This window comes from Pseudomonas sp. AF32, assembly GCF_022342325.2.
In the GTDB taxonomy this organism is placed as follows: Bacteria; Pseudomonadota; Gammaproteobacteria; order Pseudomonadales; family Pseudomonadaceae; genus Aquipseudomonas; species Aquipseudomonas uvaldensis.
Genome location: NZ_RQJK02000007.1, coordinates 179,070 through 193,644, shown reverse-complemented (window position 1 = coordinate 193,644; position 14,575 = coordinate 179,070). Strand labels below are relative to the sequence as shown.

The window sequence follows — 14,575 nt, the reverse complement described above, 5'->3', positions numbered from 1 at the left end:
TGGCCGCTTACCGGGCCAGGATGCCGCCCTCGGGCAGTTGCGGATTGAATTCGTCGAAAAACGGATAGTGGCCCGGACGCAACGGGTGGATCACGACGAAGGTGGTGACGCCGGGGGACAGCACCTTTTCCACCCGCAAGGGTGTGCTTTCGAACTCGGCCGGGCCCTGGCCGATGTTTTTCAGGACGATCTTGAAGCGTTGTCCCGCCGGCACTTCCAGCAGCGCGGGGGTAAAGTGTCCATCGCGTATGCTCAGTTCGTAGGTCGGCAGTTCGGCCTGGGCCATCGAAGGCAACGCCAGCCCAGCCAGCATCAGCCAGGCCAGGGGCCGTGCGCGGGTTGCACGTCCCATCCTCAATACCCGCCTTTTTTGCCAATCCCGGCGTAGACGAATTCGTAGTGCAGCTCACAGCGTTCGAACCACGGCGCCACGCCGGTTTCCTTGTCGGTATGACGACCCAGGGATGCATGGCCGCCGGGGGGCAGGAGGGTGAACGTCAATTGGTATTTGCCGGGGCCGAGCAGTTTCACGTTGTCGCCGTAGTGCGGCCCGTCGTTGGCGACCATGGCGTGGAAATCACCCTTGATCGGGGTGTCGTCGCCCTGTTTCTTCAATTGGAACGACACGTTGAGGTAGGGCACGAAGCTGCCTTCCTGGAAGCCCTGCTGGTTATCCGCCGTGGCGCGGATGTCGGCTTCCAGGTGAACGTCCGAATCGGCGGTAGGGCGCATCATGCCGGCGGGGGCCATTTCGATCGGTTGCAGGTACACCGCTCCGACTTCGAGGCCGGGACACATCTGCGGTTCGCCAATGGGGTATTCCTTGGCCTGGGCCAACGGTGCAAGAGCGAGCAGGGCGAGGGACAGGGGAGCGAGCGTGCGCATGGTGACTTCCTGGACGACGTGAGAGTTGGCCGGAGTCTAGGGAGCTTTGCTGCGAATAATAATGATTATTGTCAATTTTCAGGGTGATTGTACCGAGGCGGGGCTGGTTTTCTGATCGGGGGCTCTTGATCGAAATCAAGAGCGATTCCGGCTGGGCGCGGTAGGGTGCGGATACACCCATTGTCAGCGGGGTTCCCATGGCCAAGCCCTTTCCCCTGAGTCCCAAACACCCGGAACGTATCTGCTGGGGCTGTGACCGGTACTGTGCGTCAAGCGCCCTGGCCTGCGGCAACGGCGCCGACCGGACGATGCACCCGGCCGAGATGATCGGCGAGGATTGGTACCTGCATGGGGATTGGGGCCTGGAGCTGACCGACATCACGGAAAACAACGTGGATGAAAGCGCCGCTCATCCAGAGCAATGAGCTAATCCGTGTGGCGAGGGGATTTATCCCCGCTGGGCTGCGCAGCAGTCCTAAAGAAGCACAATCATCAGTTGCCTGAAACACCACAGCGGCGGACTGGGGGCTGCTGCGCACCCCAGCGGGGATAAATCCCCTCGCCACATTAAAGCCAATCCCTCTGGATAGGGGGATTCACAACGTCGGCAATTGCCCGACTCGCCCCATCATCTCGGTCACGATCTGCAAGTCCAGCATGAACTGCTCGACGGTCTTGAACTCGTTATCGTTGTGACCGGTGTACTTCACGTCAGGCATGGCCAGGCCGAATTGCACGCCATTGGGCAAGTCGTGGACCGACGTGGCGCCCGCCGAAGTGCCGAATTTGTGTTCCATGCCCAGGTTTTCAGTGGCCACCGCCAGCAGCGCCTTGACCCATTCACCCTCGGGGTTGCGGTACATCGGTTCGTCGATGGAGTAATCGAAGGCCACAGTCACGTGGGACTTCTTGCTCCAGGCCGCCAGTTTGTCGGCTATTTCTGCCTTGAGTTTTTCCGTGGGCTTGCCCACCGGCACCCGCAGGTTCACGGCGAGTTTGAAGACCTTGTCGTCCATCCCGACGTAGGTCAGGGAGGCGGTCAGCGGACCCATGAAGGTGTCGGAAAAACCGATCCCCAGCTTCTTGCCCAGGTAGTCCAGGCCCCAGTTGTCGGCGGCGTAGCGGGCAGCGTCGGTGATGTGATTGTGCTTGAGCGCTACCTTGCCGTCGAGGCCGTTGATGAAGTCCAGCATCCGGGCGACCGGATTCACGCCGGACTCCGGCTCGGAGGAATGGGCGGAAACGCCGGTGAAGGTCAGCTGGACGTCCTTGCCGACAACGTTGGACGCCACCTCGAAGTTGCCACCGTTGCGCTTGGCATAGTCGGTACCGGCCTTGAGCAGCTCGGCGGCCAGTTCGGCAGGCTTGTCACCGGCAAAGGTGGCAACCGAGGTCGACGGAATCTGGTTGGTGGCCAGGCCCCCCGTCAAACCGATGATTTCGGCGCCCTTGCCCTGTGCGGTGCGCCGAGCGAAGTTGGCCATGACCGTGCCGTAGCCCTTTTCGGCGATCACCACGGGGTAGCCGCCGTCCAGCGCCAGGTTGTAATCAGGCGTCGGGTTGCGTTCGAAGTAGTAAGGGATAGCGTCACCGCTGGTTTCCTCGGTGGTGTCGACCAGCAGCTTGAAATTCCTCGCCAAGGGCAGCTTTTCTTCCTTGATGATCTTCATCGCATAGAGCGCCACGACGATGCCGTTCTTGTCGTCCTCGGTACCCCGGCCATACATGCGGTCGCCCACGAGCGTGACCTTGAACGGGTCGAGGCGGGTGCCGTCCTTCAACACCCAGTTTTCCGGTGTCACCGGTACCACGTCGGCATGGGCGTGAATGCCCACGACTTCGCTGCCACTGCCTTCGAGGGAAATTTCATAGACGCGGTTGTCGACGTTGCGAAAGTTCAGGTTGAAGGATTGGGCCAGGCTCTTGATCTTGTCGGCGATCTTGAGGAACTCCGGGTTCTCGTGCTGGGCGACACCGTCTTTGCGGAAGGTCGGGATGGCAACCAGTTCGCGCAGGGTTTCGGTGGCCGCCTCGCCGTATTTCACTCGTGCATAAAGGCCGAGCAGGCGATGGATTTCGTTCTGTTGCTCAGCCGAAAGGGGTTTGTTGTCAAGGAAGGCGTTGATGGCCGGAGTGAGGCTGGCGGTTTTTGCCACGTCGCTCTTGCCGACGCTTGTCAGGAATTGACGGAAGTCCGTCACTGAGCGGTCGGAGAAAGTCTTGACGATGGCTGCGCTCTGTTGCGCGGTAATGTTGGCGAAGGCTGGCGTGGTGATCGAGGTGAGGCTGGACAGCAGCAGGGAGGTCACGGCCAGGTGCTTGAGGGAAAAGTCCATTGCGAGAGGCATTCCTTTGCGGAGGATTGGAGTAAGTGTCAGTTCAAAGAAACAAGCACTTACAACCTAGCACCCTCGGGAAGTCCGCACAAAGGCAAATGTTGAGTGAAGGGTCAAGTTCCCACGGCCCCCCCCGCCCTGTGGGAGCGGGCTTGCCCGCGAAGAGGCCATATCAGTCGATCTTCATGGACGGTACGACCGCTTTCGCGACCAAGCCCGCTCCCACAAGAGCATGCCCGGTCAATGCGGCGCGCGGGGAATGGTCTTGAGCAGATCTTCAGGGCTGATGTAGCCGACCACCGGTTCTGCGGTGCTGCCCGGCAACGGCAGGTCAAGGATGTGACCCTTGATCTTGCCGATCACATGCATTTCGCACGGCTTGCAGTCGAACTTCAAGGTAAGCACTTCGTCCCCCTGAATCAGTTGCATCGGGGCGACCTTGGTGCGTACGCCGGTGACACCCTTGGCCTGTTTGGGGCAGAGGTTGAACGAGAAGCGCAGGCAGTGCTTGGTGATCATCACCGGTACTTCGCCGGTTTCCTCGTGGGCCTCGAATGCCGCGTCGATCAGTTCCACGCCATGGCGGTGGTAGAAGTCGCGGGCCTTCTGGTTGTAGACGTTGGCGAGGAACGACAGGTGCGACTCCGGGTACACCGGCGGTGGGTTGGTCTCGGCTTTACGGCCGCCGCGGGGGTGAGCTTTGATGCGGGCTGCGGTCAAGGCTTCAATGACTTCGCGACGCAGCGCCTTGAGTTGTGAGTTCGGAATGAAGAACGCCTGGGGCGCGTCCAGTTCGATGTCGGTGGCGTGGTATTCGGTGGTCCCCAACTGGCCAAGCAGATCGTGCAACTGGTCCAGTGCCTGTTCCGGCTTGTTCGCCAGGCCGAATGGCCCTTCGAGGGTAACGCTGGCGCTGATACCTTCCTCGCTGGTGGCGGTCAGTTCCAGACGCTCCTGACGCAGGCGAGCGATCCAGGCCAGGCCCACCCGACGCTCGGCGGAGGTCTTGAGCAGGGCTTGCTGCCAGTTGTGGTCCAGGTTGCGGCTCAAGGGGTGGTTGGGGCGCAACTTGTACATCCCGGCCGGCATTTCGTTGGGCTCGACACGGTAGCGGTAGCGCTTCTGGCCGTCTTCCTCGAATTCGCCCTTGGGTTCGGCGATGTTCGCCCGGAAACCCACGACTTCGCGTTTGACCAGCACATTGAGGCCATCGCCGTTGGACAATGGGTCGAACGTCACCACTTGCAGGTCGCGCTTGCCGACCTTTTCCACCACGCCCACTGGCACGCCGGTAAAGGTCGGTGAGTCGAAGGCGCCGATGTCGATCTTGCGTTCGCTGACGAAGTAGTCGGTGCTGCCGCGATGGAAGGTCTTGTCCGGGTCGGGCACGAAGAAGTGGGCGGTACGGCCGCTGGACGCCCGAGCCAGGTCGGGACGGTCTTCGAGCACATCGTCCAGGCGCTGGCGGTAGTAGGCGGTGATGTTCTTCACATAACCCACGTCCTTGTAGCGTCCTTCGATCTTGAAAGAGCGCACGCCGGCCTCCACCAGGGCGCGGATGTTGGCGCTCTGGTTGTTGTCCTTCATCGACAACAGGTGCTTTTCGTAGGCAACCACCCGGCCCTGGTCGTCCTTGAGGGTGTAGGGCAGGCGGCAGGCCTGGGAGCAGTCGCCACGGTTGGCGCTGCGGCCGTTCTGGGCGTGGGAGATGTTGCACTGGCCGGAGAACGCCACGCACAGTGCGCCATGGATGAAGAACTCGATGGCGGCATCGGTTTCGTCGGCGATGGCGCGGATTTCCTGCAAGTTCAGCTCACGGGCCAGCACCAGCTGCGAAAAACCGGCCTGATCGAGGAATTTCGCCCGTGCCAGGGTGCGAATGTCGGTCTGGGTACTGGCATGCAGCTCGATCGGCGGGATGTCCAGCTCCATCACCCCAAGGTCCTGGACGATCAGCGCATCGACGCCGGCATCGTACAGTTGATGGATCAGTTGACGGGCCGGTTCCAGCTCGTTGTCATGCAGGATGGTGTTGAGGGTGGTGAACACCCGGGCGTGGTAACGATGGGCGAATTCCACCAGCCGGGCAATATCGCCCACCTCGTTGCAGGCGTTGTGACGGGCGCCGAAACTCGGGCCACCGATGTACACGGCGTCGGCGCCATGCAGGATGGCCTCGCGGGCGATGGTCACGTCGCGGGCAGGGCTGAGCAATTCCAGGTGATGTTTGGGCAAGGACATGTATTTTTCTGATCAGGCTGGTCACGGTCGAAGCGCGCATTGTAGCCGCCAGACGCCTGGCCGGCACCTGTGGACTTGGATTTACATGCGCCGGACCGATGCACGGCGGTTCGCAGGGTCGGCCCGCAGCTCAGCGTGGCGAGGCGTCGGCACTGCACCAGCGGTTTCGCCCGGTGTTCTTGGCGAGGTACAAAAAGGCGTCGGCGGCCTTGATCAGCATCGCGGGCGTCACGTCCTCGGTGCCTGGCCGGCAGCTGGTAATGCCCGCGCTGGCGGTGACGATCCCCAACGGATGGTCGCCGTGTTCGATGTTCAGCGCCCGGACGGATTCGAGTATTGTCTGGGCGACCTTGGCGGCACCCGCGCTGTCGGTATTGGGGAGCAGGACGGTGAACTCTTCGCCGCCATACCTGACGGCCAGGTCGCCCGGACGCTTGACCGCTTGCTGGATCGCACCGGCAATCGCCCGCAGGCAGTCATCGCCAGCGGCATGCCCGTACTTGTCGTTGAAGCGCTTGAAATAATCGACATCCAGCATGATCAGCGCCAGCGACGAAGCCTGGCGCCGGGCCAGTCGCAGCTCATCGGTCAGGGTGATGTCCAGTTTCCTGCGGTTATACAGTCCAGTCAGGCTATCGGTCAGGGCCATGGCCCGCATGGTCTGGTGCGCTTCGAGAATCTGCTTTTCCATGGCCATCCGGTAGCGTAACTGGCTCAAGACGATGAGCCCGAAGCTGACCAGCGTCAGGATCAGGAAGACCAGCACGAAGCCGGTCTTGAACAAATCGCGGCGCCAGGGGGCGATGATCGATTCCCTGGACAGCCCGGCTTCCACCACCAATGGATAAGTCGTGAGGGCTCGGTAGCCATACAGGCGTTCGGTGTCGTCAATGACGGCCCGGGCTTCTGCTACGCCCTGGTTCGAGTTCGGCAGGAAGTTCCTGAAGATCACACTGTTGACCAAGCTCTTGCCCACCACCGAAGCGACAAAGGGACGTCTGACCAGAATGGTTCCACCACGCGTGGCGAGGACCAGGGCGCCCTTGTCGTCGATCTTGAAGTCGCCGTAGTAGTCCACGAAGTAGCTGACCTTGACCGTACCGAGCAGCACGCCGGCAAACGAGCCGTCGGGATTGTTCAGGCGCCGGGAAATGGGAATGATCAGGTCGTTGGTGGACCGGCTTCTGATCACTTCACCGATACGCACGTTCCGATCCTCGTGGGTGCGGTGATACTGGAAATAATCACGGTCTGCGTTGTTTGCAGGCTCCGGTGTCACTTCCTTGTCGGTGACCAGCCATTGCCCGTCGGGACCGTAGATGAACAGTCCGTGCAGCTGCGGCATGATGGCGGATTGCTGCACCAGCAGCTTATGGATGCGCGGTATGTCCATGTTCTGGAGCCCGTCGCCCTCCACGCGTTCGCTGAGGGCCGCGGTCACCACATCCACTTGCCGGATGGTGTCCTCGGCGTGCTGGGCTGTTGCCCTTGCCAGGTTCGTCACCGAGTCGCGGGCGGATGCGAAGGCAGAGCGGTAGTCACGCCACGTCCGCCAGCCTTCGACGCTGAGGAACGTCACGATCACCACCAGCATGAAGCTGACCGTGAGCCGCAATGCGGCGCCAGCCTTCACAGTCTGTTGGGAAAAGGCGTCGTCGTTGCTGTCAATCTTTGGCTCCGGCTGGTTGCTTCCAAGCATTGCGCTTCCTTTAGCGACTGTTCTGCGCCCTTATGCGGTGCGCAGCCTACCTTATCCCAAAACCATCCGTTAGTTGACAGTGAGGGCGTCACCATGAAAGTAGGCATCATTTCCGACACCCATGGCTTGCTCCGGCCTGAAGCCCTCGCAGTGCTGGAGGGCTGTGAGCAGATCATTCACGCCGGGGACATCGGTAGCCCGGACATTCTGGAACGGCTGGCCGCTATCGCGGCGCTGCGGGTCGTGCGCGGCAACAACGATCCGGACGCCGGCTGGGCAGGGCAGCTTGCGGACTGCCTGCAGTTCGACCTGTGCGGATGGCAGGTCTTGCTGGTCCATGACATCGCCGATGTCCCGGTACCGCTCGACCCGAGCGTGAGGGTGGTCATCACGGGCCACTCCCACAAACCGGGCATCGAATGGCGTGGCGAAAGGCTCTATCTCAACCCCGGCAGCGCCGGTCGCCGGCGTTTCAAACTGCCGGTGACGCTGGCCCTGCTTGAGGTGGGGGCCGACGGAATCGAGCCGAGGATTGTCCATTTGCTGGAAAGTCCACCCGATGGCGTTATCAGCTCAGCTTGAACCGTCCCATGATTGCATTGACCCGGCTGTTGGCCTCCAGCAACTGACGGGTGTTGTTTTCACTGGCCAGGCCGCTTTCCACCAGCTCCTCCACCATATGGCGGATCTGCACCATGCTGCGATTGATTTCTTCGGTCACGGCACTTTGCTGTTCGGCGGCGGTGGCGATCTGGGTGCTCAGGCTGTTGATCTGGCTGACGGAGCCGGCCATTTCATCCAGGCCCGTGTTGACGCGGGAAGTGGCGTCGGCCGCCGATTGGCAACTGGCCTGGGTGTTTTCCATGGCTGAGACTGACGAACTTACGCCCTGGGTCAGGCGGTTCAGCATTTCGTTGATTTCCGAGGTGCTGGCCTGGGTGCGGGCGGCGAGGGCACGTACCTCGTCGGCCACCACCGCGAAGCCACGGCCTTGTTCACCGGCCCGGGCGGCTTCGATGGCCGCGTTGAGGGCCAGCAGGTTGGTCTGACCGGCAATGGCGCCGATCACCCCGAGAATTTCGGTGATGCGCTGGGCATCCTGCTGCATGCTTTCGACTTTGCGGGTGGCGCTGCCCACCTCATCGATCAGCGCCACCACACTGTTGGAGGCCTCACCCACGACGACGCGGGAGCGGTCGGCATGTTCGTTGGCGCGCTGGGTGAACGCGGCCGTTTCGGCGGCGTTCTGGGCGACGCTTTCCGCCGTGGAGCTCATTTCGTTGATGGCGGTCACGGTCTGGTCGGTTTCCGAGGCGTGTCGCATCAGGATTTCGCTGGTATGGGCTGATGTACGCTGCAGGTTCTCCAGGCTGGAGGCCATGGCCCCCGTGGCCTGGGTGACTTCGCCGATGATGTCCTGCAAGTAGACGATGAATCGGTTGACCGAGTGGCCGATCGCGCCGAGCTCGTCTTCGGCACGGATAGTGATGCGCCGGGTCAGGTCAGCGTCGCCGGTGGACAACGCATCGATGTTGCCCTTGAGAATCTTCATGCGGTGGGTCAACTGGCGGATCGCATACAGTTGCATCAGTACCAGCAGAATCACCATCGGGATCTGCAGCAGGCTCAGCGTGCTCAATACGTCGTCGCGCTGGGCGGTGATCAGGCGCGTTGGCAAAGCGGTGGCGAGGAACCACGGTGTGCCTTCGATAGGGCGCATGAAGAACGTGCTGGCTTCGCCCTTGTTGTCGAACTCGACCCGTTGCAGCGGCTGGTCACGGTTGACCAGGCCCGCCTTGACCTGGGCGGCAAACGGCGAGGTTGCCGCCAGTTCACTGATGTTCTTCAGCACGATCGGGCCGCTGATGCGCGAGCTGTTGCTGATGATCTTGCCGTCGCCTTCGACGATCAGCATCTCGGCGTTCAGGTCGGCCTCCTTGCGCGCAATCAGATCATTGAAGAACCCGAGGGTGACGTCGATGGTGGAAACCCCATAAGGCACGCCATTCTTCTGGATAGCCATGGCGCAGTTGGTGCGCGGTTCGGCGCTGGCGTCGTCCTTGTACGCGGCGGCCCAGGCGCATTTGCCGGCAGGGGTGGCCATGCCGCCCTTGTGCCAGGGTTGATCGTAATAATTGGGCGCGGCATCGCTGTTCCAGAAGGTATTGACGACCAGCTTGCCGGAGCCGTCGCGATGCCAGAAGGTACTGAATTTGTTGCGTCCCTCGGCACGCTGGTTCGGCAGTGGCCAGATCCCGCCACCAAAGACTTTCGGCTCGCCGTACTGATCAACCAGGCCTGGCAGCACTTTGTCGATGGCATCGCTGTCGAGCAAGGGAATGGTCTGGGTGATGCTGCGTTGCTGGGCCTGGACCTTGTTCAGCTCGCCCTGGATCTGCTCGGCCACTTCACCGATACGATTGAGCGCCACTTGTTCCTCGGTGTGACGCAACTTGGGCGCCACCAGGTAGCTGATACCGACTACGGTCAGGATGGACAGCACCAGCATGAATAGAACGAGGAACAGCGTATAGCGGGCCTGAATGGTACGGAATGAGGGCATGGGGTTCGTCCTTGCTGGAGGAGCAGGCGTAATGGGGTAGACATGTCTATATCGGCCCGTTATTGCCGTGCTTGAGTGTGACCGACATCGCGAAGGGAACCGTCGGTCGCAAAATCACAGCGAACCGGCTGCGATCTTGCGAGGACTCGTAGGTATTTGCGCTCAGGCTGCTTCACTCATCAGGCTGCCGAGCTTGCCAGTGCGTCCCTCCAGTTTTCAGTGCGGGCCTGCAATTCGTCGTGCAAGCGTTGCATCGAGGACGCGAGCAGTTTTAGCGGTCGGGCCAACGCTCCACGGTGAAACTGCGCCTGCCAGCCGCCTTCGCTCCCGGCGGGCATCACCCCGGTGAAGAAGAACCCGGCGGCCATCAGGCGACGGTAGTCGTCGGTGAACTGGCGACGAAGTCCGAGTCGTACCGAGATGGACCAATGGGCGGGCAAGCGTTGCAGTTGTCTGGCCAGGGGCCGACTGATCTGCCCGGCTCCGATGTCGACCCGCCCGGGCAGTTGCCTGAGCTGGAGCGGTTGCACGGACGTCGGGATATCGTCATGAGTGACGCCAAATCGCGACGCAATCGGAACCATGAGCCATTGGCATGCCTTGGGCCATTGGAGAGCGGGTAATGGCCGGTGATGGCTACCGATCATCTGGCAGCCCACCACAATGGTTTCGGCCAGGGCAATGTCGAACGGCGAAGGCACATGATCGGGCATCAGGCCGGTGTCATGGAAACCGAGTCGTCGTGCCAAACGCTGGCTATAGGGATGGCTGGTGACTTGCTTGATCGACAACCTGACGAGTCCCAGAGCCTCACAACGGTCCAGCAGTTGCCGGCCCAGGTGCATTGCTATCTGGTTGCCTTGCAGGGCGGGGTCCACCGCCATCAAGGCCAGCTCTGCATCTCCATGGTTGGCCGAAGGCAGGCACAACGCGGCGTGGCCAACCACACGATCATCCACCGTAGCGACCATGGAGTGCCAATGTCGGTGCTGGTTGTGTTGGCAGATCATGTGTGGCACGTAGACATCCGGCGAAACGTAGTGATCGCCGTATACCCGGCGGAACAACTCACTCGTTCCAACGGCATCCGCGGGTGTGAACGGCCGGATAACCGGGGCGGTCATCGCGCAAGCCCCGCCGGGTCGTAGAGGCGCCGGTCGACAATCGGCAGATGCTTGCCCGAGCGTGGATGGCGCTCCAGCTCCAGGGCACTGCATCCCCGGACCTCCAGGCCAAGACGTTCTATGCCCGGGTATTGGCGGGACAGCGCGGCTTTCAGTTCAAGGGAAAGCGATCCGTGCGCCTTTCGAGGAGCCGTTGAAACCCATTTGAAGACCAGGTGATCGTTGTTTTCGACGTGCTCGATGATGAGTTGCCATTGAAGGTCACCGGCAACGTGTCGGGTGATCTCGCTGATCTGCTGCGGGAACAGCGAAATCACCCCCACCCGCACGCGCTGGCTCTGCGCGCTGCGGCCCTGCAGGGCGAATTTGCGCCTCGCTGTGCCGGCCGGCTCGCGCCAACAGGCCCGGTCCCCGACCGGATACCGTACGATGGGCATCAGCCAGCGGCTGAGGTTGCTGACCACCAAGTTACCGGGTCGATCGCAGGCCTCGATCACCTCGCCGCTCAGCTCGTCGATGATTTCCACGCGTGTCTGTTCATCGAAAACCCGGTGTTCGCCAGGATCGCAGTCCGGGGTGCTGGCTCCCACCAGGCCCGCGTCCACGCTGGCATAACCGATCGATGTGAAGCGTGCCCGTGGAAAGGCGCGCTGCAGCAGGGGCCGTTGGCTCTCGAACAGGTGTTCTCCACCAAACAGTATCGTGGTGATGCCGGGCAGCGTTCGCCCCTGTTGTTCCAGGTGGCTGGCAATGGCCAGCAGATGCGCAGGAACCCCGGCCAGCACATTGATATGGTGCGCGATGACCGCGTCCGCCAGCGTGTCGGGATCGACCGAGCCCGTGAAGGGAAACTCGGTAATGGGGACCTCAACGCTGCGAAGGGCACCATGAATGAACAGGAAACTGGCATACAGGTCGCCCGAAAAAAACAGATTGGCAATGCGGTCGCCTGCACTCAATTGGGCGGACAGACCACGACCGAAGCAGCCGACCATCTGGTGCCATTCATCCCGGGTATAGACCGACAGCTTTCCCTGGCCTGTCGTGCCACCGGTTTTAAAGATCAATGCGTCCTGTACGGGGGCGGTCAGTACTTCCCAGGCTTCAAGGTCATGGCTGTCGGCCCAGAACTGATTGACGTCGGTCACGGGCACGTCCTGCAAGGCGTATCCCTGCGCTGGCAAATGCTTCCAGTGACTCTGGTAATACCTTGAGTGCAGCCGGATATGACCGAGCCATTGTTCGATTGTTGAAGAGGTGCTCATCAGGATTTTCTCTGGCTATGAAGTCCGCTGGATGGTTTGCGACGAAACCATCAGCCGGCTCTTCTGGAATCGATCACCAGCGGGACTTTGCCGCTGTGTTTGTTATGTTCGAAGCGTTCGGCCGGACAGGATTGGACGTCTAGGAGCAGCAAGGCTCCCTTGACCGATGCGGAGACGGATTTGAGACTCAACACCGCGCGCCGGACCGTTTCGGCATCGCCGTCGGCGCGAATCAACAGGCGTTCACAGCCGCTGCAATCATGGTCGAGGACAATTTGGATAGCCACGTGTGCGCGCTCGGTCAGCTCGCGGGTATTGATGAATTCCGTGCCGATGCGTATCAGGCGTCCGTGGCGCTCGCGCAGCTCGAACCGGGGCGACTCCAGGCCACAGGGGCAGGGCGGCGTTACCCAGCGGCCGCAATCGCCGACTTCGTAGCGGTTCAGGGGTTGGGCCTGGCGCAGGCGGGAAGTGAAGAGCAGGCGCCCGGTTTCCCCTGGACTGACCGGCCTGTCCTGCTCTGGATCGACAATTTCCAGGTGTTGGATGTCGGTCATCAGATGGAATATGCCATCGTCGCTGGCGGTGCAGGCATGGCCGAGGGGGCCAGCGTCCACCGTGCCATAAATGGCTGAGCGGATATGGGCAACCCCGCAATCCTGGAGCAGTTGCCGGCTGCCTTGCCCCAGGTGTTCGCCCCCCAGCAACACTTTGTGGACGCCCGCATAGCCTTTGAGCATTGACTGCTGGCTGGAGAACAGGCGCTGGAGGGTACTGGGCATGCCCACCAGGGTGTTGATGCCATGGCTGACAATCAGCCTTGCGATTGCTTCGAAGTCATCGTCCGAGGGAGCCCCCATCGGGTAGTGCACGACGTTCATCTGCTCCAGTATCTTCGAGAAGCTGAAGAAGCCGCCGTAGAGGTTGCCGCCGTAGAACAGATTCATCACCCGATCCCGCGCCGGGTCGAGGCCGGCCGCACGTATTCCATCGGCGGCGGCACGCATGTGGCGATCAAAATCCCGATAGCTGTAGGGCGACAACACCGGGTCACCGCTGCTGCCACCGGAGCGGAAGAAAAGCTGCGCCTGTGCCGGGAGGGCCAGCGCCCGGAAGGCGTCCTTGTCCATGATCGGCGTCGAAGGAAGTATCCGCATGGGGGTGGGCTGGGCGTCCAGGGTGACGCGCAGGTTTGCGACATCCGCTTCAAGACCGATCGACACCCGACGGCTCAACCGTTGCAACGCATAGACCCCATCGTGAGGCTCACCGTCATAGCCTTGCTGGATGTCGGCGGTTGCCGAAATACGGGGCACGCCGGCGGCTAACAGGCTGCGTGCCACTGCGGGCACCCGTTCCTCTTCGCAGATCAGCGCGCAGCTTTGCAGGACGTTGCGCCAGGGCAGCAAGGTCTCGATCAGCGAATCCTGGGGTACGGGCCGCAGCAATAGCGTGCGGAACAGCGGCGACGGCGAGAGGTCGCGATGATGTTCCCAGAGAATGCGCCAGCCGCTACCGACCCAGACCTGGCCGGTCTGCCCCGCGAAGCTCTGGTCCAGTCGGGCCAGGGCGGTGCGGGTAGTGATCTCGCAGGCTTCGGCGGTGCTGGCGGTCAGTGCAGGCCAATGATCTGCCCGTCGTTCGAAGGCAGCGGCCAGTGCATTGCCCAGTGCCTGCAGCGCAGCGGGCTCGTCATGATCCACCAGGAGCCATTGGGGGCTGGAGCAGGCTTGCTGATCGAGACGGCAGATTTCATCCACCAGCGCGTCCAGCGCCTGCGGCGTGGCGGCGCGAGGCGTGACATAGGCGAAGCTGATGCGGTGGCCCCAATCGATCCAGCGGCAGCCGCTCGGGATCTGCTCGCGCAGGGCCTTGAGCGCCGTTTCGCCGCCCCAGGCGCTGACGCCTTGGGCCAACGCGAAAAGCCGTCCGCTTTCATGGTGAGGCACGGGCAGAACCGCGAGGTAACCGCCAAGCCGGCCACTGCGGTCGCAATCGAGAAAGGCTTTCAATGTCCGAGCCGTCAGGTCCCCATCCCGTGTGCTGGGCCGCAGCCAGTTGATATTCCCCGCCAACAGGCTTTCCAGGGCAGCACAGAACGCCAGCAGCGGTGCGTTGCCCGGTGTGATATGCACCACCAGGCCCAGGGGTTGCCAGCTTTCGAAGGGACCATCGCTGTAGTCGATTCGCCTGATCGAGCGAGGCTCCTCCCCCAGTTCTCGCGTCAATTTGAGGCTCAGGTGCTCCCTCGTACAAAAGGCGATCAATGCCTGACGCTGGTCCTCGTCAAGGAAGCAATCCTGCCCCGTCGAGCGCAATGCCTGGGTGAACGCCTCGGCGCAATCGAGGACACTGTCGATCGAGGGGGGCTCGGCCAGCAGGGCGGGCAATTGTGCCTGCAAGCGTTCGAGGACCGGATCGAGGAGCAGGCTCTCGTGCAGTTGGCCATTGATGAGATACAT

The 14,575-nt window shown here is 61.9% G+C and carries 10 protein-coding genes and 2 pseudogenes; 2 read left to right on the top strand and 10 right to left on the bottom strand.

The genetic code is table 11. The features are described from left to right. Positions 1-7: 7 nt before the first annotated feature. A complete protein-coding gene (locus tag EGM97_RS09345; protein WP_238963435.1) occupies positions 8-352 on the bottom strand; it encodes a cupredoxin domain-containing protein in 345 nt (114 codons plus the stop codon). Between the two features lie 2 nt (positions 353-354). Continuing rightward, complete coding sequence (locus EGM97_RS09340; RefSeq protein ID WP_238963431.1) at positions 355-885, bottom strand: iron transporter; 531 nt, start codon at positions 883-885, stop codon at positions 355-357. A gap of 197 nt (positions 886-1,082) precedes the next feature. Between EGM97_RS09340 and EGM97_RS09335 the strand changes: the two genes are divergently transcribed. Continuing rightward, on the top strand, positions 1,083-1,310 hold the full coding sequence (locus EGM97_RS09335; RefSeq protein ID WP_238963429.1) for a DUF3079 domain-containing protein: 228 nt from the start codon (positions 1,083-1,085) through the stop codon (positions 1,308-1,310). Positions 1,311-1,481: 171 nt separating this feature from the next. Here EGM97_RS09335 and EGM97_RS09330 read toward each other — a convergent pair whose 3' ends face one another. From EGM97_RS09330 to EGM97_RS09320, 3 genes are all read right to left on the bottom strand, one after another. Next, the gene (locus EGM97_RS09330) at positions 1,482-3,221 is read right to left on the bottom strand and encodes a dipeptidase (RefSeq protein ID WP_238963427.1); all 1,740 of its coding nucleotides are present in this window, start codon (positions 3,219-3,221) and stop codon (positions 1,482-1,484) included. A 240-nt stretch (positions 3,222-3,461) separates the two neighbouring features. Next, complete coding sequence (locus EGM97_RS09325) at positions 3,462-5,462, bottom strand: peptidase U32 family protein (RefSeq protein WP_238963425.1); 2,001 nt, start codon at positions 5,460-5,462, stop codon at positions 3,462-3,464. Between the two features lie 130 nt (positions 5,463-5,592). Beyond that, complete coding sequence (locus tag EGM97_RS09320) at positions 5,593-7,161, bottom strand: sensor domain-containing diguanylate cyclase (RefSeq protein ID WP_238963423.1); 1,569 nt, start codon at positions 7,159-7,161, stop codon at positions 5,593-5,595. A 93-nt stretch (positions 7,162-7,254) separates the two neighbouring features. On the opposite strand from EGM97_RS09320, the gene EGM97_RS09315 reads away from it, so the two are divergent. Continuing rightward, the gene (locus tag EGM97_RS09315; protein ID WP_238963421.1) at positions 7,255-7,743 is read left to right on the top strand and encodes a metallophosphoesterase family protein; all 489 of its coding nucleotides are present in this window, start codon (positions 7,255-7,257) and stop codon (positions 7,741-7,743) included. Here EGM97_RS09315 and EGM97_RS09310 read toward each other — a convergent pair. From EGM97_RS09310 to EGM97_RS09290, 5 genes and pseudogenes are all read right to left on the bottom strand, one after another. After that, positions 7,730-8,257: pseudogene (locus EGM97_RS09310) on the bottom strand (methyl-accepting chemotaxis protein); the annotation flags it as partial. The gene EGM97_RS09315 and the pseudogene EGM97_RS09310 overlap by 14 nt on opposite strands. Before the next feature lie 333 nt (positions 8,258-8,590). Next, positions 8,591-9,670: pseudogene (locus EGM97_RS09305) on the bottom strand (cache domain-containing protein); the annotation flags it as partial. Between the two features lie 233 nt (positions 9,671-9,903). Continuing rightward, complete coding sequence (locus EGM97_RS09300; protein WP_238963417.1) at positions 9,904-10,848, bottom strand: GNAT family N-acetyltransferase; 945 nt, start codon at positions 10,846-10,848, stop codon at positions 9,904-9,906. Then, positions 10,845-12,113: a phenylacetate--CoA ligase family protein gene (locus EGM97_RS09295; protein WP_238963415.1), complete on the bottom strand. Its 1,269-nt coding sequence runs from the start codon at positions 12,111-12,113 to the stop codon at positions 10,845-10,847. The genes EGM97_RS09300 and EGM97_RS09295 overlap by 4 nt, the downstream gene beginning before the upstream one ends. Before the next feature lie 50 nt (positions 12,114-12,163). Then, entirely contained in the window at positions 12,164-14,575 is a 2,412-nt protein-coding gene (locus tag EGM97_RS09290) for an acyl-CoA reductase (RefSeq protein ID WP_238963413.1), read from the bottom strand.